Raw genomic sequence first — 25,573 nt, 5'->3', positions numbered from 1 at the left:
CCCGAACCCGCAGGCTGGTTCTCACCTTTCCTGGGAATCAGTCCAGTTGAGTGTCGTGCGCGCCTGGCGCACCGCTTCCTCCACGCCGAGCCGCGCCCCTTGCTCGAACGCCTCCGTGAAGGCCGGCCGGCCCAGCATCGCCCGTGCGGCCGTCGTGACACGGTCGACGTCACCGCGCTCGGCGGGCGGCAGCGGGGCGCCCACCTCCCGACGGGCCGCGTCCGCCGCTCCGAGCAGCAGCGCGGCGCACCCGGCGCCAGGCGCACCCCCCTGCAGTGCCGCCGCGCCCGCGAGCCCCTCCAGGGACAGGGCCAGCGCGCGCGGCTCACCGAGGGAGCGGGCGACATCCAGTCCGCGCAGGTGATGGCGGACGCACTGGTCGGCGTCGCCGCGGAGTTCGGCGATGAAACCGAGCTCGGCCAGGAGCAGATGGTCGCCCGCTTCCGAGGAGATGTCGGCGAAGCCGTCGCGGATGTGCAGTAGGTGAGTCTCGGCGGCGTCGAGGTCGCCGGAGCGGCGCGCCCCGAGCGCCAGGCCCATCTCGGAGTGGATCTCGCCGTACTTGTAACCCTGTTCGGCGGCGATACGGCGTGCCTGCTCGTGCAGGCTGCGAGCCTGGTCCCAGTCGCGAGCGAGCAGGGCGAGCCGGCCGAGCCCGGACAGCCGCGCCGACACCTCGGCCTCCAGGCCCAGTTCCCGCGCCAGGCGCAGCCCTTCCCGTTGCAGGCGGGCCGCCTCGGCGTACTCGCCCTTGATCTCGGCGAGCGCGGCGAGCGGCGACACGGTCTGCAACTCGCCCCAGCGGTCGCCCACTTCACCGAAGAGCTCGGCGCTGCGCATACCGTCCCGGCCGAGGGCGTCAAGGTCGCCGCGGACCAGGGCGAGCGCGGCGCGCAGGCCGAGCGCGGCGGCGGTGCCCCACTGCTCGCCCGCGCTGTCGAAGAGGTCGAGTGCCCGCGCGTTCAGCTCGGCGCTCGCAGTCACCTCGCCCGCGCTGAACAGGCCGTACGCACCCAGCCACAGGGCACGGGCCCGGCGTACCGGGTCAGGGACGGCGTCGGCCGTCGCGGGGCTCGCCGCCTCGGTGTGGTCTCCGGTGAGGAGGGCGAACGCGGCGTGCAGCAGGGCGAGTTCGGGGGCGTCGGGAGCGGCGGCCAGGACGGCCGACAGGCTACGGCGCGCCTCGGTGAGCCGGCCGCGCAGCAGCCACCACCAGGACAGGGCGGTGGCCAGTCGTACGGCCTCGTCGGCCTGCCCGGCGGCGGCGCGGCGCACTGCCTCGTCGAGCGCGGCGCGCAGATTGCCGGCCTCCGCGTCCAGGCGGGCGAGCCAGGAGCGCTGGCCCGCGCAGCGCAGCCGGGACTCGGCGCGTTCGGCGAGCGCGAGGTAGTGGCGCAGATGGCGATCGCGTACGGCGGTGAGGTCCTGCATCTCGTCCAGCCGCTCCGTGGCGTACGCGGCGACGGACTCCAGAAGCCGGTAGCGGGGCCCGACCGGGCCCTCGACGACGACCACGAAGGACCGGTCGACGAGCCGCGTCACGAGGTCGAGCACCTCCTCGTGTGCCACACCGTCGCCCGCGCACACCGCTTCGGCGGCGGCCAGGTCGCAGCCGTCGCTGTGCACGGCGAGCCGGCGCAGCACGATGCGTTCGGGTGCGCTGAGCAGTTCCCAGCTCCAGTCGATCATCGCCCGCAGGGTCTGCTGCCGGACGGGCGCACCCCGCTGCCCGGCGGTCAGGAGCCGGAACCGGTCGCCGAGCCGGGCCGCCAACTCCTGCACTCCCAGGGCGCGTACCCGGGTCGCGGCCAGCTCCAGGGCGAGCGGGATGCCGTCCAGCCGGCGGCAGATCTCGGCGACAGCGGCACGGTCGGCCGGGTCGGAGGCCTCCGGCTCACCGGGGAAGCCGGGGGCGGAGGCGGCGGCTCGCTCGGTGAACAGCCGTACGGCGTCGCCGGTGGGCAGCGGCTCGACGAGGAACACGGCCTCGCCCGCCAGGCCGAGCGGTTCCTGGCTGGTCACCAGGGTCCGCACCCCGGGGGCGGTGCGTAGCAGCAGCTCGGTGAGTTCGGCGGCGGCGTCGACGACGTGCTCGCAGTTGTCCAGGACCAGCAGGGTACGGCGGTCCCGCAGGACGGCAGCGAGCCGGTGAGCCGGGGACGGGGACGGCGCTCCGGTGCCCGGCAGGGCGGACGGGGCGTCGTCGCGGACGCCGAGTACGGAGGCGACGACCTGGGCGAGGTCGGCGGCGGTGCCGGCCCGGACGCCGGAGAACTCCACCAGCCAGACACCATCGGGCAGTTTCTCCGCCGTCATCGACGCGGCCGCGGCCACTGCGAGGCGCGTCTTGCCGACACCGCCCGGGCCGGTGAGGGTCACCAGGCGGGCGGAGCCGAGGAGTTGGGCGAGGCGGGTCAGGGCGTCGGTGCGACCGACGAGGGGGGTGAGGGGGGCGGGGAGGTTCGAAGGGGGGGTTCTGGGGGGGGGAGTCGGGATCGCCCGGACCGTGGTGGAGGGCGTCGCGAAGGTGGTCGGGGTGGAACCGGACGCGGTCGCTGACGTGCCGGGTGCCGTTGGCGGCGTGGTGGTGAACGTCTGTCCCAGCTCCGGGTCCTGGCGCAGCACCGCCTGGTGGAGGGCGCCGAGGGCGGGACTGGGGTCCAGGCCGAGTTCTTCGGCGAGGTGGGCGCGCAGGGCCTCGTACGAGGCGAGAGCCTCGCTCTGGCGGCCGGCCAGGTAGAGCGCCCGGATCTGGAGGGCGCGCAGGCGTTCCCGTAGGGGATGCCGGGCCACCAGGTCGGCCAGTTCGCCGGCGAGCAGGACGTGGTCCCCCGCCTCCAGACGGGCTTCGGCCTGCTCCTCGAGCACGGACAGTCTCTGCTCGGCGAGGCGCCGCGCGGCCCCCCGTGCGAACTCCTCGTCCGCGAAGTCGGCGTAGGCCGGTCCCCGCCACAGGTCGAGGGCCTCGGTGAGCAGCGCGGCCCTGGCGCGGGGGTCGCGGACGGGGCGGGCCTCGGCGACGAGGGCGTGAAAGCGGTCGGCGTCGACCTCGTCGGAGGCGGGGTCGAGCCGCAGGCGGTAGCCCGGTGCCTGTCGTACGACGCGGTCCCGGCCGAGAACCCGGCGCAGTTGGGAGACCTTGGCCTGGAGCGCGCCGCTCGGCTTGCCCGGCGGTGCGTCGCCCCACAGGTCGTGGACGAGGCGGTCGGCGGAGACCGGCTTCCCGTCGTGCGCGAGCAGATCCGCGAGCAGGGCCCGGACCTTGAGTTCGGGGACCGCGACCGTCTCCCCCTCGTCGTCCCACACCACAAGTGGCCCGAGCACCCCAAACCGCATGCGAGCAACCGTACAGGTCCGGGGCGGCGGGCCGAGTCCGGGCGGGATCCGTCGGAGCGGCCCGGGGCGGCGACCGTCAGCGAACCGTCAGCGGCCCCGAAGTCCCTCCGAAGCGCCGGCGCGCACAGTCGTCGCCGTCGGATGCCGCGGTGCGTCCGGCAGCGGCGCCATGAGGAGGGAGCGGTAGGCATGGCCAGGTACGCGGGCAGAAGGGCCGTGGTCGTCGGGCAGACCACCGGGATCGGGCTGGCCATCGCCAAGCGGCTCGTGGAGGGCGGCGCCCACGTGCTGCTGACCGCGCGTACCGCGCAAGAGCGGGACCAGGCGGGCGTCGAGTTGGGCTCCGCGGCCCGTGTGGTCGCACCGGACACCGTCGAGGCCGCTCTCGGGCCCGTCGGCGGCATCGACCTCGTCTTCGCCGACGCCGTACCGACGGCGCGTCCGCTCCTTGCGTACCTCGTGGACCACGGCGCGGTCGTGCTCACCGCTCCCGCCCCGACCCCGGCCTCCGTGCGCGCGCTCGCCGCCGAACTCATCGCCCGCGGCATCCGCGTGAACGCCGTCGCCCCGAGCTGTATCGAGGCGTCGGCCGACGACACGGCCCCTCTGCCTCCGCTGGGCCGGCTCGGCTCCGCCGAGGAGGTGGCACGTGCCGCCCTCTTCCTCGCCACGGACGCCACGTTCACGACGGGCGTCCGGCTCCCGGTCGACGGCGGCCTCGGCCACCCGTAGCCGGCTGTCCCGGAGGACCCACGGCACCCGCCGCGATCCACCACGTCCCGAAAGATCCGGAGATCACCACATGAGTACCTCACCAGACACCGCCGCCGCCCCCGGAAAGGGCAGCCGAGCCGCACCCGACGTCAAGGACGGGAGCGAGGAGCGACAGAAGCTCCCGCTCTTCGCCCTGTTGGCCCTCGCCACGGCCGTCTTCATCACCAGCCTCACCGAGACGCTCCCGGCGGGCCTGCTCCCCGCGATGAGCAACGACCTGCATGTGAGCCAGTCGGCGACCGGCCAGACGGTGACGATCTACGCGATCGGCACCGCCCTGACCGCGATCCCGCTGACCGCGGCCACCTCGGCCTGGCGGCGCAAGGCGCTGCTGCTGACCGCCATGGCGGGCTTCGCCGTGGCCAACACCGTCACGGCCGTGTCGTCGGTCTACGGCGTGACGATGGTGGCGCGATTCGTCGCGGGTGTCGCCGCCGGCCTGGCCTGGGCGCTGCTCGCCGGGTACGCGCGGCGTATGGCACCCGTCCCGTTGCAGGGCAAGGCGATCGCCGTCGCCATGGCCGGTATTCCGGTGGCGCTCTCGCTCGGTGTGCCGGCCGGCACCTTCCTCGGCCAGACGGTCGGCTGGCGCACGGCGTTCCTGGCCATGACGGGCCTCACCGTCATCCTTCTGCTGTGGATCGTCGCCGCCGTACCGGACTACCCGGGTCAGGAGCGTGGTGAGCGCCCGAAGATGCTGGGCGCGCTGCGGGTCCCGGGTGTGGCCCCGGTCCTGTTCGTCACGCTGGTCTTCGTCTTGGCGCATACCGTCCTCTACGCGTACATCGCCACGTTCCTGGAGGACCTGGGCATGGGCGGCCGCACCGACCTGGTGCTGCTGGTGTTCGGTGCCGCTTCGCTGGTCAGCATCTGGATCGTGGGCGCCCAGATCCACCGCCGGCTGCGCGCGCTGACCATCGCCAGCACCCTGTTGGTCGCCGTGTCCGCGGCGCTGCTGGCGGTGGTCTCCGACAACACCGCCCTCGTGTACGTCGCCGCCCTGCTGTGGGGCCTCGGCTGGGGCGGTGTGCCGACGCTGCTGCAGACCGCCGTGGGCGACGCCGGCGGGGACTCCGCCGACGCGGCCCAGGCGATGCTCGTCACGCTGTGGAACGTCGCCATGGCGGGCGGCGGCATCATCGGAGGCATTCTGCTCGGCGTGATCGGCAGCGAGTCCTTCCCCTGGACCATGCTGCTGCTCCTGCTGCCGGTGCTCGGGGTCGTCGTACTCGCCCGCAGCCACGGCTTCCCGGCGAAGCGGCCCGGCGCGTAAGCCGCCGCACGGCCCTCGAACGTCCTCCCGTCACGGGGGAGTTCGGGGGCCGTCCCGCCAAGGTCCGGGCGTCCTCGCGCCGCCGGTCAGGCCGAGCGGTGAGCGGGTGCTGCCGGAGCGTGAGGTGCTCACGCGTGACGAGGCGCTGCTGGCGTCCCTCGACCCGGCGGACCGCGAGGTGTTCGCATCGATCGCGGTGCACCAGGACGAGGCCGGCTGGACCGCGTTCCGCGACCATGTGCTGCCCGGGATCCGCGCGCATCACCGCGAGGACGCGGCCGCGCTGCTGAAGGCGTACATGCTGACCCAGACCCCGGAGGCACGGTTCGGCACGCACGCCGGGCCGCATCTGCTGGTGACGGGGCGGCAGGACCATCTGGTGGGCCGGCGGGACCAGTGGGAACTGCTGGAGCACTACCCGCGCATGACTTACGCCGCGGTGGACGGCGCCGGCCACAACGTCCATCTCGACCGACCCGCCATCGTGCAGGGCCTGTCGGGCGACTGGCTGGACTCCCTGACGGCCGACGTGAGCCGCTGACCCGCCCCTCGACGCCACCCGTCGACGGGCCCCTGAACGGCCGCCGAAGGTACATCCCCCGGCCTTCGGCGGCCACCGTCCCGTTGTTCACGAACTGTTGACGCTCGTACCCGGGCCCTCTTGCTGCGCTCCAAGAACCCGCCTGTGCAGGCGGGTTGCCTCGCGTGTGCCTTCCGTCACATCTCCCGGGCCGCTCTTCTCCCTGGTCAGCGGGCGAAGTCGCGAAGTAGCCGATCAGCTCATAAATTTTTCCTTCGAGACGGTATTTTTATGGCCGCGAGGATTCCGTACACCTGTGTGGGCGTGGGCAATCTACGACAAGGGGGCGTGACGTCAGATGTCGTCAGGAGAGATACGAGCGGCTGACACGAGTCAGAGGACACGCGGAGCACAGACGTTCCTTGAGGACATCTTCAGACCGCTGCACCGGGCGGAACAACGCCGGTGGGCCCGGACGTATCTGCGGGGCCTGCTGCACACCACCGGCCGCAAGACCCCGCGGCGGATGGCACAGGCCGACGCACTGCCCGCGGCCGCGGCGCAGGGCCTGCACCAGTTCATCAACGCGAGCCCCTGGGACTGGGAGCCGGTCCGCCGCCGGCTCGCCCTGCGGGTCGCCGCGAGCACCACGCCGTACGCCTGGACCGTCGCCGAACTCACCATCCCCAAGCGCGGCGAGCACTCGGTGGGCGTGCACCGCCGCCTGGATCCCGTGACCGGACTCGCCGTCAACTGCCAGCGGGCGATCGGGCTCTTCCTGGCCGCGGGCACCCACTGCTTCCCCGTGGACTGGAGTCTGGTGCTGGACGAGGCCTGGGGCCGGGACCAGCAGCGCAGACTCCGGGCACGTGTCCCGGAGGCCGAGACCGCGCGCCCCGTCGGCGGTCATGTCCTCGACCTCGCCGCCGGGGTCGTCGCCCAACCGCGGCTGCCCGACGTGCCCTGGGTGCTCGATCTGACGCGGTGCGACGACGCGACCGGCGTACTGGCGGGGCTCGCCCGGCAGCGGCTCGACATCGTCTGCGAGGTCGACCCGGGCCAGGTCGTGTTCTCCGGGGACCGCTTCCCCACTGTGATCACCGTCAGCGAGCTGATGGAGGGCCGGTACGCCCGTCAGCAGCAGGCGATCATGCGTCAGGCCGCGGACGGCGCGACCGTGGCGATCCCGATCCACACCTACGCCAGCACGGTACGGCTGCCCCGGCGCAGCACCGGCCGGGACGACGGCTCGGTCGGATACCGCATCCTCCAGCACCCCGCCACAGACGGACGCCGGTCCGCCCGGTACTGGATCAGCAGCCTCACGGACCGGTCCGTGGAGGCCGTCATGGCGCCGGTGCGCAGCCGCGCCGCCGTGCGGACCGCCGTCGCCGCATTGCAGGAACGCTTCGGCGTGCTCGACTTCGAAGGCCGCTCCTTCCCTGGCTGGCACCACCACATGACCATGGCCTCGGCCGCGTACGCCTTCCGGCATCTCCCCGACCGGTCGGCCCTCACCCCCTTGGCCCCGGCGCCCGCCGCACCGGCCGAAGCCGCGAGCTGACGCGGCGCGAAGAGGAAGGCCCCCACGTGAGCAACGTACTCGTGGTGGAGCAGGATGCCTCCACCGCCGAATCCATGGTGCGCGATCTGCGCCGGCAAGGACACACCGCCCTCAGCGTCGACACGGGCGCACGGGCAATGCGCCTGTACCGCGACGCCGATCTCGTCCTGCTCTCCCTGGAACTGCCCGACATCGACGGACTGGAAGTGTGCCAGTCCTTACGGGCCGAGAGCGATATCCCCATGATCGCCTTCACCCGTCTCGACGAGGAACTGGAAAGGGTCCTGGCCCTCAAGGCGGGCGCGGACGACTGTGTCGCGAAAAGCTGGAGCTTCCGGGAAATCGGCGCCCGTATCGAGGCGGTGCTGCGCCGTACCCGAACTCGTGCAGGCGTTTCCGAGACCATTTCCCTGCACCCGCTCCACATTGATCCCCGCACCCGGGAAGTGCGCGTGCGGGACCGGCTCGTCGACGTGACGTCGAAGGAATTCGAGCTGCTTTACCTGCTGGCCGCGAATCCGGAAACCGTGGTGTCCCGGAAGGAGTTGATGGCGAGGGTCTGGGGCAGCAACTGGTCGCGTACCAGCCGCACCATCGACACACACGTGAGCAGTCTGCGGGGGAAACTCGGAGCCGGCGGATGGATCATCACAGTCCGCGGCGTCGGCTATCGCATGGGTCACGTCGGCTGACACGGCAGAGGCCCCGGACGTCACGTCGTCCGGGGCCTCTGTTGTGTCACGCCGCCTGCTCGTCCAGGCGTCGCAGCAGCGGATGGACGGCACCGGTGTCGTCGCCCACCGCGCGCCGGGCCCACCAGGCGGACGCCAGGTTCGAGGAGAACAGCGGACGGTCGGAATCCTCGCCGGCGAGTTCCGTGAGCGCGGCGAGGGTGCCCATGCCCGTGCCGGTGAACAGCAGTGCGCTGGCCTCGGCGAGCCGGCGCTCCCGTATGCGGCGCATTATCTCCCCCGTGGTCACCTGGTACGGGTCGAAGTTCTCGCTGCCGTCCGGGTTCCGCGCCGCCGGGACGAGGACGACGTCGTCCACCTTGAGCCCGGCCCGCTCCCAGAAGGCGCGGGAGGTGTCGGTGAGCCACGGCTGGTAGGGCGAGACCAGCGTCAGCCGAGTCACGCCGAGCACCTCGCACACCGCGAGAATCGCCTGCGTCGAGGACCCTACGGGATGGCCGACGCGCTCCGACAGTTCCTCGCACAGCGCGCGGTCGCCGTCCGGGTTCAGCAGGTAGTGCGAGGCACTGCAGGCCACTACGGACGCGTCGAGGCGCATGCCGCCGAAGTCGCCGAGGGTGTCGGGCAGTACGCGGTTGTACGTCTCCAGCATCTCCCTCAGCGCCACTCCGGGAGTCACCGGGAAACGCGCAGTGTACACATTCATCGCGGCGCCCACCAAATGATTGAACTCCGGTTCCGCCGTGGGGTTTTCCGGTGGGACGACGACTCCGAGCCTGGGCAATGAGAAAAGGTCCATACCGGCACGGTAGGACGTGCATCACGGCAACGGCAGTCCTCCTCGCGTGAAATGACTCCGGCCGGACATCGGCCTTGCACTTCCTTTCCTGCCTGACACTTCTTGACACTCCCCCACACAACCCTGACCTGAATCCCCTTGTCCCGTCCGGGAGTTCGGGAGAGCGTATGGACCACGGCCTGCCGAAACCCATGAGGAGTGGAAGGCAATGACCACAGAGCAAATCCCCGATGAAATACCGGCGCTGTCGGCACCGCCCCATATTTCCGATGCGACCCTGCGGGATTCCGCGCACATGGCCGGCGTCGAGTTCGGCCCGAAGGACGCCGCCACCATCGCCCGGCTGCTGGTGCGGACCGGCGTCGACCTGGTCGAGGTCGGCATGGTGTCCGGCCCCGGCTCGAAGGACGCCGATCTCGTGCTCGTCACGCACGAGGCCATCGGCCCCGAGCGCAGCATGACGCTCGTCGTCGTGCGCGACCGCCAGCAGGTCGCGAAGGCCCTCGACGAGGCCGAGCGGCTGGGCGTGCGGCACATCATGTACTCCATCCCCACCTCGGAGCAGCACGCCAAGCTGAAGCTGGGCTCGCCCAGCCCCAAGTTCCTCCAGACGCTGGCCCGTTCGGCGATCACCCAGGCCAAGGAGCGGGGCTTCCACGTCACGTTCAGCGGCGAGGACGGCGCCCGCACCCCCAAGGAGCGGCTCGTCCCCTATGTCACCGCGGGCTTCGAAGCCGGTGCCGACCGGTTCCGGCTCGCGGAGACCGTCGCGTATCTGTCGCCCTGGCAGATGGAGAAGGTGATCGCCGACCTCACCGCGATCGACGGCTCCGAGATCGAGATCCACTCGCACAACATGCTCGGCATGGCCGTCGCCAACTCCCTCGCCGCCGTGCGTGCGGGAGCGCGGTGGATCTCGGCGACCGTCGGCGGCATCGGCGAGCGCGGCGGCAACGCCCCGCTGGCCGAGCTGCTCACCTCGCTGCGCGTCATCCACGGCGACACCCGCTTCGACCTGGCCCATCTCACCGAACTGTCACGGGTCGCGCTCAAGGGCGCCGGCCTCGGCGAGGCGTTCCAGTCGGGGCCGACCACCCCGCACGCGTTCGCGTACGAGCTGCCGGGTCAGCTGAGCCATCCCGAGGCGTACGAGACGCTGCCCGCCGAACTCGTCGGCAACAGCCGCGAGCTGCGGGTCCGCAGCCGTCTCACCACCGCGCTCGTCAAGTGGGCCCTCGACGGCTCGGGCGTCTTCGTCGACGTCGACGCGTTCACGCCGTGGCTCGTGCGGCGGCAGGAGTTCGGCGGGGCCCCGCTGCTCGACCGGGACGCCATCCGCAAGGCCGCCATCGACTTCCAGGCCGCCTGACTCTCCCCTCCTCGATTCACCTGCACACACAAGGAGTTGACCATGCCCACCGCTACCCTCAACGGCATCTGCCCCGAATGCGAGACCGACCTGACGGTGCCGCCGATCGACCGGGGCGAGACCCTCTCGTGCCCCGAATGCATGCTCACGCTGCGCGTCGAAGGCGTCCAGGACGGCAGGCTGACCCTGCAGATGGTCGAGGTGCAGCTGCGCGACTGGGGGCAGTGAGATGCCCCGCAACGTCGCTCTCGTCGCGGACCGGATCAGCTGGGAGGAACGTGAGCTGATCAAGGCCGCACCGGAGTTCGGCCTCACCATTGAGTGGGTCAACGACGAGTCCCTGTGCCTCGGGCACCCGGACGCGCCGTCCGTGCGTGACTACGAAGCGCTGCTGCTGCGCAGCCGCAGCTACACACGCGGCGGCCTGATCGCCACCCTCGCCGAGGCGGCCGGAGTGCCGGTCCTCAACTCGGCCAGGGCGGTGCACGCCTGTGAGAACAAGGCGGTCCTGCGCACCGTGCTGCGCATTGCGGGCGTTCCCGTGCCGGACTACCGGCTCGCACTGTCCCGCAAGGACTTCACCAAGGCCCTCGATGAGCTGGAGCTCCCGCTGGTCCTCAAGCCGGTCTACGGCGGCATGGGCAAGCGGGTCACGCTGATCCGGGACGCCGACACCGCCCAGTCCGTTTACGACTACGTCGAGGACCTCGGGCACGCCTTCGAGCAGGCCTGCCTGGTCGAGCCGTACCTGGGCGGCGGCACCTCGGTGCGCTGCCTGGTCGTCGGGCACGAGCTGGTCGGCGCCGCCGAGTTCGCCTCCGGCGGCACGGACTGGCGCAACAACGCGGCGCTCGGCAACAGCAGCCGCGCCGTCGCCCACGACCCCGACGTGCTGAAGATCATCGACGGTGTGGTGGGCGAACTCGGCCCCGGCATCTACGGAGTCGACCTCTTCGCCACCCCCGACGGCTACGTCGTCAACGAGGTCAACCACGCCCCCGGTTTCCGGGCGGTGGCCTCGGCGACCGGGGCGGACATCCCGTCGGCCGTCGCCCGTTACGTCCAGGAGCTGATCGCATGATCCGCGCAGGAGTCGTCGGCGCCTCCGGGCTCGCCGGCGGCGATCTCATCCGACTGATCACCCAGCATCCCGACATGGAGCTGACCTTCCTCGGCGGCTCCTCGAACATCGGCCGCCGCCCGGCCGAGCTGCACCCGAACCTCCGCCTCGACCTGGGTCTGACGGTGCAGCCGGTCACCGAGGAGATCGCCGACCAGGTCGACGTCGTCTTCCTGGCCACCCCGGCACCGGTGTCGGCGGAGCTGGCCGCGCTCCTCGCGGACCGGGTGCCGGCCGTCGTGGACCTCAGCGGCGCCTTCCGCATCCGCACCCCGGAGCTGCACGACCGCTGGTACCCGAAGGTCAAGCGGCGCACGGATCTCGCCGACCGTTTCGTGTACGGCGTACCGGAGCTGGTCGGCGACCAGTTGACGGACGCCGCGCTCATCTCGCTGCCCGGCTGCTACGCCACCGCGATCACTCTGGGCCTCGCCCCGCTCACCCTCGGCCTCGGCCTCGACCTGAAGACCGTGGTGGTGGACGGCAAGAGCGGCTCCAGCGGCGGCGGGCTGCAACTGCGCACCCCCGACCTGCACCCGTTCCGCAGCGGCGCGATCGCCCCGTACTCCCCGACCGGGCACCGGCACGCCGCCGAGGTCGGTGACTTCCTGGAGCGTGGCAAGCCCGGCACGATCGGCTCGCTGACCATGTCGGCGTACGGCGTCTCGCATGTGCGCGGGCTACTGACCAGCTCGTACGTCTTCACGGACGACGCCGTCGACCAGCGGGAGCTGCAGCGGGCGTATGTGCGCTTCTACAAGGGGCACCGTTTCGTGCGGGTGCGCCGGCACGCCGAGACGCTGATCCCGGTGCCGGACCCGCAGGCCGTCCTGGGCTCCAACTACTGCGATGTGACGGTCCTGCACGACGAGGACGGCGACCGGATCGTCGTGCTCGCCGCCCTCGACAACCTGGTCAAGGGTGCGGCGGGGCAGGCCGTACAGGCCGCCAACATCCGCTTCGGACTGCCCGAGGAGACGGGCCTGACCATGCAGCCGGTGATGCCCGCATGAGCGAGACGACACCCGTGAGCACGCCCACCGTGGTGAAGCTGGGCGGCAGTTGCCTGGACGACCTGGCCGGTGGCTGGTGGGACGACCTCGCCCGGCACGGCCGGGAGCGGCCGCTGGTGCTGGTGCACGGCTGGTCCAAGCCGCTGAAGCAGCTCCGCCCCCGCTACAGCGAGCCGTCGGCGATCCTGCGCGACCGCTACGGGAACCAGAGCCGCTGGACGACCCCCGAGGTCATCGCCGACATCAAGACCGTCAGCGCCCGGCTGGGCGAGGACGTCCTCGGCCGCCTCGAACAGCGCGGCATCACGGCGGAGCGGCTGGTCGGCAGCGACGGACTGGTCGCCGCCGGCGAGGGCGAGCGCTGGTGGTGGCAGGACAAGCAGCTCGTCGAGCTGGAGAACCTCGTCGGCCCGATCACCAGGGTGGACCCGTCGGCACTGAAGAACCTCCAGCCGGGCCACGCCTACCTCGTCACCCCGCTGGCCAGGAACGCGGCGGGCAAGGAGGTCAACACCGACGCCGACCGGGCCGCCGCCGCGATCGCCGGCGCCACCGGTGCCGGCCATCTGGTGCTCGTCACCGATGTCGCCCATCTGCTGGTCGACGGGGAACCGGTGCGCCGGATCACCGCGAAGGCCGCGGCCGCCTTCCGCGACAAGGGCGCCACCGGCGGCATGCGCAAGAAGCTGCGGGCCGCCGGCGAGGCCCTGGACGCGGGTGTGGAGCACGTCGTCATCGGCAGCGCGGCCGTCACGGACCTGCTCGCCGCCCACACCGGCACCGTCATCACACGCACCTGAGGAGCAAGCACGTGGCGCACTCCCGTGTACTCGTCGTCAACAACGGAACGCTGTCACTGAAGCAGCTCCGCAAGCGGTTCGAGGAGCTGGGCTCGGACACCGAGGCGGTCGACGCGACGTCCGTGCCGGCCCGGCTCGACGGCCGCTACCAGGCGATCGTCCTGAGCGGCACCAAGGTGCGGGCCTACGACCGCGACCACTACAAGCCGCTCGTGGATCTCGTGATGGGCGCCGACGTCCCGGTCCTCGGGATCTGCGGCGGTATGCAGATCCTCGCGGTCGCGGCCGGCGGCAAGCTCGCCGAGGGCCCGCAGCGGGTCGGCGGCCACGAGGCGCAGGTCGACAAGTCCGAGCCGCTGTTCACCTACGTCAAGCCGACGGTGACCGTCTTCCACCGGCACACCCTCTACCTCCAAGAGGCCCCCGAGGGCTTCCGCTCCATCGGCCGCTCCAAGCACGCGCCCGTGGAGTTCCTGCGCTCCGACGACGGCCGGATCTTCGGCGCCCAGGCACATCTGGAGTTCCGCAGCGACGGCCTGGAGATCCTGCGCGGCTTCGCCCAGCTCTACCAGTGACATACGCACCTACCTAGCGAGGACTTGGCAATGAGTGAACTGGAAACCCCACAGGACCCCGCGTTCACGGTCCATCTGAACGGCAGCGGCGGCGCGCTCAAGGGCTGGGTGGTCGTCGACTCGCTGTACGACGGTCTGGCCATGGGCGGTGTGCGGATGACGCCCGGGGTCACCGAGGAGGAGGTGGCCGGCCTCGCCCGTGACATGACCCAGAAGTTCACGCTGGCCGGTCTGCCCATCGGCGGAGCCAAGGGCGGCATCGTCTCCGACGGCACCGACCGCGAGGAGACGTTCCGCACCTTCGGCCGTACCGTGAAGCCGCTGCTGCACGGCGGTATCCACCTCGGCATCGACATGGGCGTCACCCCGGCCGACCGGGCCGTGTTCTTCGCCGAGGCCGGCTACGACCCCCGCTACCGGCTGGGCGCCCCGGACATGCCGATCGACTGGCGCACCTACTACGAGCCGCTGATCGACTGCACCGGTCATGGTGTCGGCGTCGCCGCGGTCACCGCCCTGGAGGCGAGCGGCCGTACGAGCTCGGCCCGGGTCGTGGTGCAGGGCTTCGGCGCGGTGGGCCGGGCCGTCGCACGGTTCCTGGAGGACCGCGGGCATGTGATCGTGGGCGTCGCCGACGTGGACGGCACCATCAGCGCCGACCGGCTGCCGGTGGCCGATCTGGTCGCCGTCACCGACGAGTTCGGGCGCATCGACCGCTCCCGGCTGCCGCAGCACGTCACCGTCTCCGCCGAGCCGGACTCCTGGCTGGACGTCGACGCCGACCTGCTGGTCCTGGCGGCGCAGAAATACGCGCTGAACGCGGACAACGCGCACCGGCTGCGGGCCAGACTGGTGGTCGAGGGCGCCAACATCGCCTCCACCGCCGAGGCACGCGAGAAGGTGCAGGCCTCGGGTGCCTCCCTGGTCCCGGGTGTGATCGCCAACATCGGGGGCGCCGGCTCGGCCGCCCTGGCCGTCACCCGGGTCGTGCCCTTCGACCTGGCGGCCGAGGCCCGCAAGGCGTGGGTCTTCGACTGGGTCGGTGACTGTGTGCGCCGCAACACCAGGGACCTGCTGGAGATCGCCGCCGGACGTGCGGGCGACCCACTGCCCGAACTGCTCCACGTCCGCGGGAAGGAGCGCCGATGACCACGGCGGCCACCACCGACCCGGCAGGGCACACCGATCTGGCGGCCCTGTCCGGCGAGGAGCGGGCGGCCGAGTACCGGCGCCGGGGTTGGTGGCGGGACGAGACCTTCCTCGACGACCTGCACCGCCAGGCACGGACCCGGCCGCACAAACTCGCCGTCGCGGGCCGCCGGATCGCCGAGTCCCGCACGGACACCCTCGACTACGCCGAACTGGCCCGGCTCACCGACCGGTTCGCGCTGGCGCTGCTGGACCTCGGCGTGCGGCGGGGCGACTTCGTCGCCGTCCAGCTCCCCAACCGGTGGGAGATGGTGGCGCTGATGTTCGCCTCCCTGCGGGTCGGCGCGGTCATCTGTCCGATCTCGCCGATCTGCCCCGAGGACGAGCTGCGCCACCGCCTCGGCCTCACCGAGGCGCGGGTGTGCGTCACGCTCCCCGACTGGTCGGGCACCCCGCTCGCGGAGATCGTCACCAAGCTCAAGGACGAACTCCCCTCCCTCGACCATGTGCTGGTGGTTGACGGGCCGGCCCCCGAGGGCGCGCTGTCGTTCCACGACCGCTTCGTGGCCACGGCCCGCGAGGAGGGGCGGGCCGGCGAGCTTGACGGCCTGGCGCTCACGGCCGACGAGCCGTTCGTCGTCCTGTTCACCTCCGGCACCACGGGCGAGTCCAAGGGCGTGCTGCACAGCCAGAACACCGTCCACTCGGCGGTACGCGGCTATGTGGACGCCTTCGGGCTCGGTGACGACTGGGTCGCCGCGGTGTCCACGCCGCTCGTCCACTACTCGGGCTTCGCGCAGGGCGTCCTCGCGGGAGTCATGCTCGGCGGCACGGTGGCCTTCCAGGACATCCGCAGGAACGAGGCGCTGCTGGACCTGGTGGAGCGCTACGGCGCCACGCTGCTGTACGGGCCGCCCGCCACGCTCGCCGACGTGGCCGCCTCGCAGCGGGCGGAGAAGCGGGACACGGCGTCGCTGCGGCACGTGGTGATCGGCTCCGCGCCGGTCCTCGCGGAGCTGGCCCACGAGGTCCACGACGCCCTGGGCGCCCGCGCGCACTCCCTGTGGGGCATGTCGGAGAACGGCCCGGTGACCATGACACGGCCGACGGACCCCGCCGATTGGGCGGCGCACAGCAACGGCCGCGCCATCGACGCCATGGAGACCCGTATCGACCCTTCGGGTATCGACGGCGAGAGCGACTTCGTGGGCCGGCTGAAGGTGCGCGGCGCGTCACTGGCGCTCGGCTACTACCGGCGCGAGGAGGCGTTCGCGGCGGAGCTGGGCGCGGACGGCTGGTTCGACACCGGGGACCTCGCGCGGGACGACGGCCGGGGCGGCATCCGCATCATCGGCCGGGCCCGCGACGCGATCGTCCGCGACGGCCTGGTGGCGCCGATGACGGAGTCGGAGGCCATGATCGGCAGCCATCCGAAGGCGGTCGAGGCCGCGGTGGTGGGTCTGCCGTCGGCGACGCACCCCGGCGGGACCGCGATCTGCGCGGCGGTGGTCCCGGCCGACGGCGAGGAACCGTCCCTCGACGACATCCGCGCCCATCTGCGGGAGTCGGGCCAGGACACCCGCTTCCTGCCCGACCGCCTTGAGCTGCTGCCCGCGCTCCCCAAGACGCTGACCGGCAAGGTCCGCAAGGCGGAGCTGCGGCAACGGTTCTCCGCGCCGTCGGTCTGACCCGCCCCCTCTCCCCCACCCCGTTGGAGCCTCACATGCCCGAACCCGCACCGGTCTCCATGTCGGCGACCCTCGCCGCCGACGAGGCCATGGCCCGCCGGCGTCGCGCCGGGGAGCAAGTGCTGTCGATGACCAGTGGTGAGATCGGCCTGCCCGTGCACCCCGCCCTGCGGGAGCGGCTCGCCGCCGCGGTGGGCGAGAACGCGTACGGCCCCGTGCCCGGCAGCGAGGCACTGCGGGAAGCCGCCGCCGGTTACTGGGGGCGGCGTGGGCTCGGCACCGACCCCGGGCTCGTGGTCGCCGGTCCGGGCAGCAAGCCGCTGCTGTTCGCCGTGCTGCTGGCCATCGGCGGCGACGTGGTCGTGCCCGTGCCGAGCTGGGTGAGCTATGCCGCGCAGGCCCGGCTCGCCGGGGCCCGCCCCATCTCCGTACCGACTCTGCCGGGCGAGGGCGGCGTCCCGGAGCCGGAGCGGCTGCGTGAGGCGGTCACCGTGGCACGCGCCGCCGGGCAGGACCCGCGGTCCGTGGTGGTGACGGTGCCGGACAACCCGACCGGCACCGTCGCCTCGCCCGCCACGGTACGCCGGCTGGCCGCCATGGCCCGGGAGTTGGACCTGGTCATCGTGTCCGACGAGATCTACTGCGACCTCGTGTACGACACCTCCGCCCCCGCCGAGTCCCCCGCCCTGCACGCCCCCGAACGCACCGTGGTCACCACCGGCCTGACCAAGAACCTGGCGCTCGGCGGCTGGCGCACCGGTGTCGCCCGGCTGCCCGACGGCGACCTCGGGCGGGCGCTGTACGACCGGCTCGTGTCAATCGCCAGCCAGATCTGGTCGAGCCCGCCGGCCCCCGTGCAGACGGCGGCCGCGTACGCCTTCGGCGAGCCCCCGGAGATCACCGAGCACATCGCGGCGAGCCGTCGACTGCACGAGGCGGTGGTGCGGGCGGTCGCAGACCGCTTCACCGCGGCCGGCTCGACCCTGGCCCCGGTCCGGGCCACCAGCTACCTCTACCCGGACTTCGAGCCGCTACGGGACCGTCTGGCCCGTACGCACGGCGTCCACGACGGCGACGACCTGGCCCGCTTCCTGACCGAGCGCCACGGCCTCGGCGTACTCCCCGCGAGCGCCTTCGGCGAGTCCCGGCACGCGCTGCGCGTCCGGGCCGCCACCAGCCGCCTCTACGGCGACACCGTGGAGCAGCGCTGGGCGGCCCTCGCGGCCCCGAACCCCCTCGAACTGCCCTGGATCCGGGAGGCGGTGGACCGCGTCGACACGGTCCTGACCGACCTCACCGGCACCCCCGTAGCCCTCTGATCCCGACCAGCCCAGGAGATTTTCACCATGTCCGACCCCATCCTCTTCGAAGCCCTCTACCAGGGCGAACGTCACGTCGGCTTCGGCCTTCCCGAGCCAGGCGCCCGGCAGACCCTGTACCGGGTGGCCGACGGACGGCTCGCGGCGGCCTTCATCGCCACCGACGGCTCCGCGGACGCGGTCCGGACGGCCGTCACCGAAGGCGCCGAGACCGTCACCGTCACCGCCGGCGACCCGGACGTACGGCCACTGCCCCCGCTGCTGCCGACGGCCACCGGAAACGCCCTCCTCAGCGGCTTCATGGGCACGCACAAGAAGAAGTGGGGCGGCAAGACCGCCCCGGAGGGCGAGTTCACACCGCCCAAGTGGTTCTTCAAGGGCTTCGGCGACTGGGTGCGGCTGCCCGGCGAGACGCTGAACGTGCCCGCGAACCCGGTCGCCCTCATCGAGGAGCCCGAGGTGGCCCTCGTCTACGTCAACGACGCCGACGGCACCCCGCACTACGCGGGCTACACCTTCGGCAACGACCTGTGCGACATCGGCCTGCACCGCCAGGACCCCGGCTACAACCCGTACTGCAAGCTGTGCGACACCGCCCTTGCGCCCTGGCTGTTCCTCGGCGAGCCGCCGGCCTCCGTGACCGGCCGGGTCACCATCGAGCGGGATGGCGCGACCGCCTGGGAAGGCAGCTTCGACTGCGGCGACGACGCCCTGTACTTCCGGATGCGGGACATGGCGGAGCACCTGTTCTCGTTCCCCGCGGTGCGCCGGCCCGGCCTGGTCAACTACGTCCTCCTCGGCGCCGACGAGGCCAGCTTCCACGACGGTTTCCGCATCGCCGACGGCGACCGCATCGCCATCGACGTCAAGAGCCACGGCGTGGCCTTCGACAACGCGGTCAGGTACGTCTCCCCCGCTCCCCTCGCCTGAGAGGCAGGCTCCATGGCCGCCGTCGCCCGAAAGCAGCTGCACCTCGCGGCGCAGCTGCCCGCCATCCACAACGTGACCGTGTGGTCGGACCCGCGGTCCCGGAGCCAGATCGCCATCGACTCCTTCGTACGGCTCGCGCAGACCGCCGAACGCGGCAGGTTCGACTTCTTCTTCCTCGCCGAGGGACTGCGGCTGCGCGAGCACAAGGGCGAGTTCTACGACCTCGACGTCGTGGGCCGCCCTGAGAACCTGACGGTGCTCGCCGCGCTGGCCGCCGTCACGTCCCGGCTGGGGCTCGCCGCCACCGTCAACGCCACCTTCAACGAGCCGTACGAGGTGGCGCGCAGGCTCGCGACCCTGGACCACCTCAGCGGCGGGCGCGCAGCCTGGAACGTGGTCACCAGCTTCGACGCGTTCACCGGTGAGAACTTCCGCAGGGGCGGCTTCCTCGCGGAGGCCGACCGCTACTCCCGCGCCGCCGAATTCCTGCACACGGCACGGCGGTTGTGGGACAGCTGGGCGGACGACGCGGTGCGCGCGGACGTGCGGACGTGCGGACGGGGGAGTTCGTCCGCTCCGGCGCCGGTGCGTTCGCACACCAGGGGCGGCACTTCGACATCGCGGGCCGGTTCACCACGCCGCGCGGCCCGCAGGGGCACCCGGTGGTCATCCAGGCCGGGGAGTCCGACGCGGGACGGGAGTTCGCCGCGGCCGACGCCGACGTCATCTTCAGCAAGTACAACCGGCTGGACGAGGCCCGCGCCTTCTACCGGGACGTCAAGGGACGCCTGGCCCGGCACGGCCGCTCTCCCGACGAGCTGAAGGTCATCCCCACCGCCACCGTGGTCGTCGCCGACACCGACGAGGAGGCCGCGGCGTACGCCGACGAGATCACCCGCGCCCAGGTGAGTCCACAGACAGCGATCGCCCACCTGGAGGCGGTGTGGGGCCGCGACCTGTCGGTGTACGACCCGGACGGGCCGCTGCCGGACGTCGATCCGGAACCCGACTCCCTGATCCTGAAAGGGCATTCGGTGTTCCGCAAGGGCCGTGCGGAGACGGCACGCAAGTGGCGTGAGCTCGCCGAGGAGCGCGGTCTGAGCATCCGTGAACTGGTCATCGAGGTCCACGGCGGCCAGACCTTCGTCGGCGGCCCGCGCACCGTCGCCGACGCCATCGACCACTTCGTGCAGACGGACGGGGCCGACGGTTTCGTCCTCGTCCCGCATCTGACGCCCGGCGGCCTCGACGATCTGGTCGACCGGGTGGTGCCGCTCCTTCAGGAGAGAGGCGTCTTCCGCGAGGACTACACGGGGACGACACTCCGGGACCACCTCGGTCTGCGCCCCCGCACACCCGTGAAGGAGGACGCGTGACCGGCACCCCTCTGCACCTCGCCGTCGCCCTGGACGGCGCGGGCTGGCATCCGGCGGCCTGGCGTGACGAGCACGCCAGGCCGGACGAGCTGTTCACCGCCGGATACTGGGCGGACCTGGTGGCCGAGGCCGAGCGGAGCCTCGTCGACTTCGTCACCCTGGAGGACGCCCTGGGCCCGCAGTCCGCCGCCTTCCACCGGCCCGACGACCGCGTCGACCAGGTCAGGGGGTATCTCGACGTGTTGCTGCTCGCGGCCCGCCTCGCCCCGCTGACCACGCGCATCGGCCTGGTCCCGACCACTAAGGTGGACCGGTGGTTGGCAACTCTCTTCATCCGCCCCCCCTCGTCCCCCAGCAGACACAGCAGAAGTCCCCGCGGGAAAGTTTGCAGGAAAGTCCGTGGGAAACGGAGCAGCCGACCCGTACGACCAGACAGCTCACGTACATCGCGGCCGCCCGTCTCCTGCCGTCCTTCTGCATCCTCGCCTCACACCTGTCCTTCGAGAAGGTCTTCAAGGACCCGGGCGTCCAGGACGTGTACTACCGGATCTTCAATCCGTCCGGGTTCAACGCGGTGTCGTTCTTCATCGTGCTCAGCGGATTCATCCTGACCTGGATCTCCGCGAACCGGCCCCCGGACCGCGGCTTCGTGGCCCGGCGGCTGCTGCGCATCCTGCCCGTGCACTTCCTCACCTGGGCCGTGGTGGTGTGCGCGTTCGGCACCATGACGGGCGGCCGCAGCCCCTCGTGGTTCGCACCTGATCCCTTGCCCACGGCTGCGGCCAGCCGCCCGCCAGAGCAGTCCAGCACGACCACGCCGCCCCGCAGCAGCTCCGATCTGCGCTTATGGGACCTGCACAGAAAACGGACCCAGCGTCCAGGGCACCAATAGCCAGGACGAAGACCTCGCGCTCACTCCTACTCACACTTGCGTTCCGGTGCTGGCCCCCGCCGAGAATGCCAGGTCACAGGCCTGGAGTAGCGATTTCCGATGCGCACCCCTCGCGCTCCCCTCCCCCGACGGCGATCCCGCAAGCTGACCAACCATCAGGAGATCAACACGAAAGACCAGGTCAGAGGGCATCTGACCTGGTCCCGAGTGGAGCCGCCTTCGGGATTCGAACCCGAGACCTACGCATTACGAGACCATGAGTGATCATGTCGCCTCGTACCGGCTGATATTGCTTGATGCTGTTCTGCCTGATCAGAGCACGTGCAGCGTCCTGACCGGTGATGCCTCATGCCGCACCGTCCAAAGGCGTCCGGCCACCGGCTGGCCACCGAGGGCGTCATTGAGCAACGAAGCGAGGTGTGGGGGTCGAGTTGTAGGTGCCCTCCAACAAGCGACTTGCCAGCCTCCACCGACTCGCCCGTGTGTCCTGAGTCAGCGGCCCCACGGCCGCGCCGCCGTCAGTTCGAGCCGAAGACCTCGATGCCGCATTTCGCGGCACCGCTCCGTTCGATCCTTGCATCACTGGTGATCAGCGTTGCGGCGAGAGCCTCGGCCAGGGCGACGTACTGGGCATCGTAGGCGCTCAGGTTTCCATGGAGAGCCTGAACGCGATCCCAGAGGAAGAGCGTCTCGTGTCGGACGAGTTGGAGCTGCCGGTAGGCATCGACAGCCTTGGCCACTTCCCGCGCCGTGAGCTTGCCCCCTCTCCTCATGCCGAGGAGTGCGGACTGGATCCCGTAGTCGATGAGCGTGGGTACGGCGACGACATCGGCGGCACCCACCCGGGTGCGAACGGCAAGGCCGAGCGGGTCGTGGTTGGTGAGGAAGTGCACAAGGGCGGAGCAGTCCATGACGACCGTCTCGCTCACTTTCCAGTCCTGGCCTCGTCGATCGCGGCCAGCACGTCCTCCGTGCTGACGCTGGCCGTGGTCTCCCGGTTCAAGCGCGCCACCATCTCCGCCATGGTGGGCTTGGACGCCTCTCGCGCAATGAGATCGAGGAAGTAAGCCTGGAGGGACTTGCCTGCCTGGGCAGCACGAACCTTCAAGGTCTGGATCTGGTCATCCGGGACGTCCCGAATCGTCAGAGCAGTCATGACTGCAGTATAGCATCAACGCATGCAAAGCGCAGGCAATCAGGGAGTTGTAGCACCTCGCGGGCCAGCGAAGATCGCCCTCGCTCCCTCCACGTCGGCGCCCGGGAACCACAGGAGACCAGTGGGCAGGTCGGCCACAGGAGGTCCATCCAGGCGATGAAGGCACACTCGAAGTTCTTCGACAGCGCGCCCCGGGACCATCTGGTCAGGGCGGCGGAAGCGCACACCGGCCCAGGCTCCACCGACCGCGAACCCGCGTCAGCTCAACGGCGCCCCCTCGGCGACGCTACTTGATGCGCCCCGCCCCATTCGACTTGCCCGCCGTCGGGGCGCCGTCCGTCCGGCGTCCGCGCCCCTGCCGCTATCGCCGCACCGAGCTGCCGCGTCTCCTGTCCGGCTTCGCGGCCTGCGAGATCTGGGCATTCCCGGGCGACTCCGGCGCGCGGACCACGACCTGCGACAACGCGGTGGTCATTGCGGCCTTCCCTGCCGGACTCCGCTGCTCAGCCATTCGGATCCCTCCGGGCGGCGTTCCAGAAGGGGTAGATCGAGGATCCCGATCGCACCACCCGCAAGGCCCATGAGTTGTTGCTCCTCGTCGCAAGCGTCGACGGTTGCCTCCGCCGGCAGGCCGCTGATTCCATAACTCCGCCCCCCCGCCTGAAGGAGGGCGGCTCCCAGCCCGAAGGTTGCAGCCCAGCCCGAACCGACCCATTTCCGATCAGAAAGGACATATCACAGGCCAGGGAAGCGAATCCCCCACCGGCTGAAGGCGGTGGTCTCCCCCTCGCGCAGCACGTCGTCGACACGGCGGACAGCGGTGGCCGCCACAGCCGACCAGACCGCGCAGCGCGAGCTTGCCGACGAAGAACGACACATCGGCAGCTGCTGTGCTCACCGTGGGTCCGAGCAGTGCGCGGACGTCCTCGAAGCGCGCGAGCAGCACCGGCTCACCCTCCTCCCGCGGCTATGGACGACGCCTCCCGCTTGGGAACGTGAGGGTCCACTATCTCGGCGGCACAGGCCCAGGCGGCTTCGAACACCTGCGCCTCGGGGCGGCTCAGGCACCCTTCGGCGGCCTGGACACGGTCGGGATCGGCGAGCCGGACCGCGAGGTGCTCGGGGAGTGCCGACAGTGGTGGGGCCGCAATATCCGGACGAGTCCGGAGTACGTCGGCGAGGAGCTGGGCCGGCATATCGCACAGATGATCGGTGAGCACGGAGTTGAAACGGGTCACCCCGAGGTCCTCTTTCAGACCCCCACCCAGGCTCCTGTCCTGGCCGGCCGTACGCCCCGCACCGTCATGCCCCCCTGCGGCACCGGGCTCGGTAGCGCCGTGCGGTAGCGGGGCTGTTGGATAACGGACATGGCAGCAGTAGTGAACGAGAGAACCGTGAAGACGTCCACGACCAGCGAGTCCTTTAGCGCCGGCCAGCGACTGCGGGACGCGGACACGATCTCGGACACCGTGGCCGCCGACGGCGGTGCAAGCGGCTCGGTGACCACGGACAGTGGAACGTACGACGTCTGGGTGGGCGTGGTCGACCGCCGTCTGACCGGCGAATGCCACTGCGCGGATGCCAGTGCCGCCACGCTCTGCCCGCACGCGGTGGCACTTGCTCTCAACGCCATCGCCTGCGGTCTCCGCTGGGCGCCGGCTCCCGCGCGGGACGCGGACGCGGTCGATCCGCAGGGCGCGTACGGTCAGTTGACCGCGGCCGAGAAGGGGCAGGTACTCGAGGCCCTGCTCGCCGAGCGGCCTGGGCTGCGGGCGGACGTGGGGCGGCTGGCGGTCGCCCTCCTCGACGGCCCGGGCTCGGCGCGGCACGGCCGTACGCGGCGGGCGGGCACCGAAGGCCTGCGGCAGGAGACTGCGGTCATGGTCGAAGACGCCCTGCGGGAACTGGAGATCGAGGACCTGCGTACCGGGCACCAGCCGGGATTCGGATACGTCGACGTGCACGAAGCAGCGGGCAGCCTGGTGGAAGAAGCCCTCGAGCCGTACAAGCAGGACATCACCCGCCGCCTGGGCCTCGGGCTCACCGGTGCCGCCCGAGAGATCGCTTTGGGCCTGCTTGACGCACTCGCCGCCTGCGAGGGCGACTACGACGGCGACCAGGTCCTGAACTACGCGGGCGAGGACCTGGCTCATGCTTACGGCTGGGGCGTCCGTGAGCAGTTGCGGGCGGCGGGAGCGCCCCTGCCCGAGGACGAGTAGCCCGCTGCCCCTTGTCCGGCGGGTTGGTATGAGCGGTCGGACCAGCAGTACGTACCCGTGTGCCTCCTGCCGACGCTTGAAAAGCCGACCGAGCCAGGGCGTGGACGATGCGGAACTCGGTCATCCACCCCTCGCGAGGGGCCCATCATCCGCCTCCGGCAGATCTCGGCAACAGTCGCCGCCGAGATCCGTGACGGGGTGTTCTCGACGATGGGACGGCCGATACTGAAGCAGCGCGTCGTCGCCCACGCCCAGGAAAACCCGGCCGGCCGCGCGATTGTCTGGATGGCACCACTCTCATGCGAAATCCGCAAGGCTGACCGAGGAGCCATCAGCACGACCTCTGCGCGCCTGGCCACCAAATGGCCACCAGCTCGAATCGGACGGGCCGGAGAGATCGACAGCCATGAACAAATGCTGAGGTCACAGCCCCGCGATCCGCAACCGCCACTGGCCGTCAACTCCAGACCTACGCATTGCGATGCACGGACCACACGTGCCCGATTAGCCCGAATTCCAAGGCCACCCGAAACAAGAAACCCCAGGTCAAAGGCCTGACCTGGGGTTCACCATGGAGCCGCCTTCGGGATTCGAACCCGAGACCTACGCATTACGAGTACGCCATTAGGGCCAGCCGGGGTGATGCGGCATGCCGCCGCGACTACCCGGCCTGACCTGCGATTTCGACCGCCACACGGGTTCGGTGGCCCTCTGACCAGCTACGGTTCGGTTGCGGACAGCGACCGTTGCGTGCCGTCACTCTACCGACCCGTCCCGCCCCGTCCGCGCCATCCAAAGGCGTCCGGCCACCCCTTGGCCACCCTTGAGAGACATATCGGCCCCTTCGAGTGGAGTGTCCCACCGACACATCCGGGCAGTGTCGAGGATTCTGCCCGGCCTCGTGATCCGCGATCCGGCCGTGGCGATCACTCTTGTAGCCACCCGACAGAGGACGGGCGCTCCCGGGCGGCCAAACCGAGGACGGGCGCTCCCGGGCGGCCAAACACTC

Annotated in this window: 22 protein-coding genes, 1 tRNA gene and 2 pseudogenes; 20 read left to right on the top strand and 5 right to left on the bottom strand. The window is 71.2% G+C overall.

Features of this window, described 5'->3' with window-relative positions:
* Positions 1-21 precede the first annotated feature (21 nt).
* Entirely contained in the window at positions 22-3,336 is a 3,315-nt protein-coding gene (locus AQJ91_RS33920) for an ATP-binding protein (protein ID WP_199848088.1), read from the bottom strand.
* A gap of 189 nt (positions 3,337-3,525) precedes the next feature.
* On the opposite strand from AQJ91_RS33920, the gene AQJ91_RS33915 reads away from it, so the two are divergent.
* The 5 genes from AQJ91_RS33915 to AQJ91_RS33895 all read left to right on the top strand — a co-directional run bounded on the left by AQJ91_RS33915 (position 3,526) and on the right by AQJ91_RS33895 (position 8,159).
* A complete protein-coding gene (locus AQJ91_RS33915; RefSeq protein ID WP_067029273.1) occupies positions 3,526-4,068 on the top strand; it encodes an SDR family oxidoreductase in 543 nt (180 codons plus the stop codon).
* Between the two features lie 70 nt (positions 4,069-4,138).
* Positions 4,139-5,383: an MFS transporter gene (locus AQJ91_RS33910; protein ID WP_067029271.1), complete on the top strand. Its 1,245-nt coding sequence runs from the start codon at positions 4,139-4,141 to the stop codon at positions 5,381-5,383.
* 124 nt (positions 5,384-5,507) lie between these two features.
* Positions 5,508-5,924 (top strand): alpha/beta fold hydrolase, encoded by a 417-nt coding sequence (locus AQJ91_RS52620; RefSeq protein ID WP_159054700.1) that lies wholly within the window; start codon positions 5,508-5,510, stop codon positions 5,922-5,924.
* 337 nt (positions 5,925-6,261) lie between these two features.
* Positions 6,262-7,467: an IS701 family transposase gene (locus AQJ91_RS33900; RefSeq protein ID WP_079085406.1), complete on the top strand. Its 1,206-nt coding sequence runs from the start codon at positions 6,262-6,264 to the stop codon at positions 7,465-7,467.
* Between the two features lie 26 nt (positions 7,468-7,493).
* Positions 7,494-8,159 (top strand): response regulator transcription factor, encoded by a 666-nt coding sequence (locus AQJ91_RS33895; protein WP_067029267.1) that lies wholly within the window; start codon positions 7,494-7,496, stop codon positions 8,157-8,159.
* A 46-nt stretch (positions 8,160-8,205) separates the two neighbouring features.
* Here the strand turns inward: AQJ91_RS33895 and AQJ91_RS33890 are convergent, their stop codons facing one another.
* Complete coding sequence (locus AQJ91_RS33890) at positions 8,206-8,958, bottom strand: maleate cis-trans isomerase family protein (RefSeq protein WP_067029265.1); 753 nt, start codon at positions 8,956-8,958, stop codon at positions 8,206-8,208.
* Positions 8,959-9,166: 208 nt separating this feature from the next.
* Between AQJ91_RS33890 and AQJ91_RS33885 the strand changes: the two genes are divergently transcribed.
* The 13 genes and pseudogenes from AQJ91_RS33885 to AQJ91_RS53920 all read left to right on the top strand — a co-directional run bounded on the left by AQJ91_RS33885 (position 9,167) and on the right by AQJ91_RS53920 (position 21,189).
* Positions 9,167-10,327, top strand: a complete 1,161-nt coding sequence (locus AQJ91_RS33885; protein ID WP_079085405.1) for a LeuA family protein — start codon at positions 9,167-9,169, stop codon at positions 10,325-10,327.
* Between the two features lie 42 nt (positions 10,328-10,369).
* On the top strand, positions 10,370-10,555 hold the full coding sequence (locus AQJ91_RS33880; protein ID WP_067029261.1) for a paraquat-inducible protein A: 186 nt from the start codon (positions 10,370-10,372) through the stop codon (positions 10,553-10,555).
* Between the two features lies 1 nt (position 10,556).
* Complete coding sequence (locus AQJ91_RS33875; RefSeq protein WP_067029259.1) at positions 10,557-11,408, top strand: ATP-grasp domain-containing protein; 852 nt, start codon at positions 10,557-10,559, stop codon at positions 11,406-11,408.
* Positions 11,405-12,460 (top strand): N-acetyl-gamma-glutamyl-phosphate reductase, encoded by a 1,056-nt coding sequence (gene argC / locus AQJ91_RS33870; RefSeq protein WP_067029257.1) that lies wholly within the window; start codon positions 11,405-11,407, stop codon positions 12,458-12,460. Before AQJ91_RS33875 ends, argC begins: the two co-directional genes overlap by 4 nt.
* Complete coding sequence (locus tag AQJ91_RS33865) at positions 12,457-13,260, top strand: amino acid kinase family protein (RefSeq protein WP_067029255.1); 804 nt, start codon at positions 12,457-12,459, stop codon at positions 13,258-13,260. The genes argC and AQJ91_RS33865 overlap by 4 nt, the downstream gene beginning before the upstream one ends.
* Positions 13,261-13,271: 11 nt before the next feature.
* A complete protein-coding gene (locus AQJ91_RS33860) occupies positions 13,272-13,835 on the top strand; it encodes a type 1 glutamine amidotransferase (RefSeq protein WP_067029253.1) in 564 nt (187 codons plus the stop codon).
* 30 nt (positions 13,836-13,865) lie between these two features.
* On the top strand, positions 13,866-14,984 hold the full coding sequence (locus tag AQJ91_RS33855) for a Glu/Leu/Phe/Val dehydrogenase dimerization domain-containing protein (protein ID WP_079085404.1): 1,119 nt from the start codon (positions 13,866-13,868) through the stop codon (positions 14,982-14,984).
* Complete coding sequence (locus AQJ91_RS33850) at positions 14,981-16,672, top strand: AMP-binding protein (protein ID WP_067029251.1); 1,692 nt, start codon at positions 14,981-14,983, stop codon at positions 16,670-16,672. Before AQJ91_RS33855 ends, AQJ91_RS33850 begins: the two co-directional genes overlap by 4 nt.
* Before the next feature lie 35 nt (positions 16,673-16,707).
* A complete protein-coding gene (locus tag AQJ91_RS33845) occupies positions 16,708-17,991 on the top strand; it encodes a pyridoxal phosphate-dependent aminotransferase (RefSeq protein ID WP_067029249.1) in 1,284 nt (427 codons plus the stop codon).
* A 27-nt stretch (positions 17,992-18,018) separates the two neighbouring features.
* Entirely contained in the window at positions 18,019-18,921 is a 903-nt protein-coding gene (locus tag AQJ91_RS33840) for a fumarylacetoacetate (FAA) hydrolase (protein ID WP_067029247.1), read from the top strand.
* A 12-nt stretch (positions 18,922-18,933) separates the two neighbouring features.
* Positions 18,934-20,297: pseudogene (locus AQJ91_RS33835) on the top strand (NtaA/DmoA family FMN-dependent monooxygenase).
* A pseudogene (locus AQJ91_RS56295) lies at positions 20,294-20,605 on the top strand (LLM class flavin-dependent oxidoreductase); the annotation flags it as partial. The pseudogenes AQJ91_RS33835 and AQJ91_RS56295, both read left to right, overlap by 4 nt.
* A gap of 77 nt (positions 20,606-20,682) precedes the next feature.
* A complete protein-coding gene (locus AQJ91_RS53920; RefSeq protein WP_067029245.1) occupies positions 20,683-21,189 on the top strand; it encodes an acyltransferase family protein in 507 nt (168 codons plus the stop codon).
* A 518-nt stretch (positions 21,190-21,707) separates the two neighbouring features.
* On the opposite strand, the gene AQJ91_RS33825 is transcribed toward AQJ91_RS53920, so the two are convergent.
* A complete protein-coding gene (locus AQJ91_RS33825) occupies positions 21,708-22,118 on the bottom strand; it encodes a type II toxin-antitoxin system VapC family toxin (RefSeq protein WP_067029243.1) in 411 nt (136 codons plus the stop codon).
* Positions 22,115-22,345, bottom strand: coding sequence for a FitA-like ribbon-helix-helix domain-containing protein (locus AQJ91_RS33820; protein ID WP_067029241.1), 231 nt, complete (start codon positions 22,343-22,345; stop codon positions 22,115-22,117). The genes AQJ91_RS33825 and AQJ91_RS33820 overlap by 4 nt, the downstream gene beginning before the upstream one ends.
* A 995-nt stretch (positions 22,346-23,340) precedes the next feature.
* Here AQJ91_RS33820 and AQJ91_RS33815 point away from each other — a divergent pair.
* Both AQJ91_RS33815 and AQJ91_RS33810 read left to right on the top strand, forming a co-directional pair.
* The gene (locus AQJ91_RS33815; RefSeq protein ID WP_067029239.1) at positions 23,341-23,691 is read left to right on the top strand and encodes a hypothetical protein; all 351 of its coding nucleotides are present in this window, start codon (positions 23,341-23,343) and stop codon (positions 23,689-23,691) included.
* A 21-nt stretch (positions 23,692-23,712) separates the two neighbouring features.
* A complete protein-coding gene (locus tag AQJ91_RS33810) occupies positions 23,713-24,564 on the top strand; it encodes a hypothetical protein (RefSeq protein ID WP_234383205.1) in 852 nt (283 codons plus the stop codon).
* Positions 24,565-25,136: 572 nt separating this feature from the next.
* Here the strand turns inward: AQJ91_RS33810 and AQJ91_RS33805 are convergent.
* A tRNA-Thr gene (locus AQJ91_RS33805) sits at positions 25,137-25,213 on the bottom strand.
* Between the last annotated feature and the right edge of the window lie 360 nt (positions 25,214-25,573).

The organism is Streptomyces dysideae (genome assembly GCF_001514305.1).
Taxonomy (GTDB): Bacteria; Actinomycetota; Actinomycetes; order Streptomycetales; family Streptomycetaceae; genus Streptomyces; species Streptomyces dysideae.
Note: the sequence above shows the minus strand (reverse complement) of the source record. Positions and strands in the feature narration are given on the sequence as shown.

What these genes read in the sequence shown, in the direction of transcription:
- AQJ91_RS33920 (WP_199848088.1), bottom strand. Translation starts at nt 3,336, where the DNA reads ATGCGGTTTGGGGTGCTCGGGCCACTTGTGGTGTGGGACGACGAGGGG.
- AQJ91_RS33915 (WP_067029273.1), top strand. Translation starts at nt 3,526, where the DNA reads ATGGCCAGGTACGCGGGCAGAAGGGCCGTGGTCGTCGGGCAGACCACC.
- AQJ91_RS33910 (WP_067029271.1), top strand. Translation starts at nt 4,139, where the DNA reads ATGAGTACCTCACCAGACACCGCCGCCGCCCCCGGAAAGGGCAGCCGA.
- AQJ91_RS33900 (WP_079085406.1), top strand. Translation starts at nt 6,262, where the DNA reads ATGTCGTCAGGAGAGATACGAGCGGCTGACACGAGTCAGAGGACACGC.
- AQJ91_RS33890 (WP_067029265.1), bottom strand. Translation starts at nt 8,958, where the DNA reads ATGGACCTTTTCTCATTGCCCAGGCTCGGAGTCGTCGTCCCACCGGAA.
- AQJ91_RS33885 (WP_079085405.1), top strand. Translation starts at nt 9,167, where the DNA reads ATGACCACAGAGCAAATCCCCGATGAAATACCGGCGCTGTCGGCACCG.
- AQJ91_RS33880 (WP_067029261.1), top strand. Translation starts at nt 10,370, where the DNA reads ATGCCCACCGCTACCCTCAACGGCATCTGCCCCGAATGCGAGACCGAC.
- AQJ91_RS33875 (WP_067029259.1), top strand. Translation starts at nt 10,557, where the DNA reads ATGCCCCGCAACGTCGCTCTCGTCGCGGACCGGATCAGCTGGGAGGAA.
- argC (WP_067029257.1), top strand. Translation starts at nt 11,405, where the DNA reads ATGATCCGCGCAGGAGTCGTCGGCGCCTCCGGGCTCGCCGGCGGCGAT.
- AQJ91_RS33865 (WP_067029255.1), top strand. Translation starts at nt 12,457, where the DNA reads ATGAGCGAGACGACACCCGTGAGCACGCCCACCGTGGTGAAGCTGGGC.
- AQJ91_RS33855 (WP_079085404.1), top strand. Translation starts at nt 13,866, where the DNA reads ATGAGTGAACTGGAAACCCCACAGGACCCCGCGTTCACGGTCCATCTG.
- AQJ91_RS33850 (WP_067029251.1), top strand. Translation starts at nt 14,981, where the DNA reads ATGACCACGGCGGCCACCACCGACCCGGCAGGGCACACCGATCTGGCG.
- AQJ91_RS33845 (WP_067029249.1), top strand. Translation starts at nt 16,708, where the DNA reads ATGCCCGAACCCGCACCGGTCTCCATGTCGGCGACCCTCGCCGCCGAC.
- AQJ91_RS33840 (WP_067029247.1), top strand. Translation starts at nt 18,019, where the DNA reads ATGTCCGACCCCATCCTCTTCGAAGCCCTCTACCAGGGCGAACGTCAC.
- AQJ91_RS33820 (WP_067029241.1), bottom strand. Translation starts at nt 22,345, where the DNA reads ATGACTGCTCTGACGATTCGGGACGTCCCGGATGACCAGATCCAGACC.
- AQJ91_RS33810 (WP_234383205.1), top strand. Translation starts at nt 23,713, where the DNA reads ATGGCAGCAGTAGTGAACGAGAGAACCGTGAAGACGTCCACGACCAGC.